Annotated in this window: 1 protein-coding gene; it reads left to right on the forward strand. The window is 38.8% G+C overall.

The genetic code is table 11. The features are described 5' to 3' along the window. The coding region (locus AWN68_RS13180; protein ID WP_068416516.1) for a hypothetical protein at window positions 1–277 on the forward strand (277 nt) is incomplete at its 5' end. Between the last annotated feature and the right edge of the window lie 84 nt (window positions 278–361).

The raw sequence follows: 361 nt of genomic DNA on the forward strand, positions 1-361 counted from the left end.
CAAAGACTTTCAAGTAGACCCAAAAGATTGGGAGTTACAGCAAGGTGAAGAAATGACGGAAGAAAGAGCTTTTGGCTTTTTACTAAAACTCGTGGAGCACTTGATGACGCACGATTTCAATCGCCTCCTTAATAGCCTTTATAGAATTGATGTCTCGGAAGAGAAACTAAAAATGGCCTTGGCCGAATCTGACAATCCCGCTCAAACGGTTGCTCAAATGATTTGGGCTAGGGAATTACAAAAGGTACAAACAAGGAAAAAGTACTCGGGGAGGTAATTATCAGTTATCAGTTATCAGTTATCAGTTATCAGTTATCAGTTATCAGTTATCAGTTATCAGTTATCAGTTATCAGTTATCAG

The organism is Roseivirga echinicomitans (genome assembly GCF_001592935.1).
Taxonomy (GTDB): Bacteria; Bacteroidota; Bacteroidia; order Cytophagales; family Cyclobacteriaceae; genus Roseivirga; species Roseivirga echinicomitans.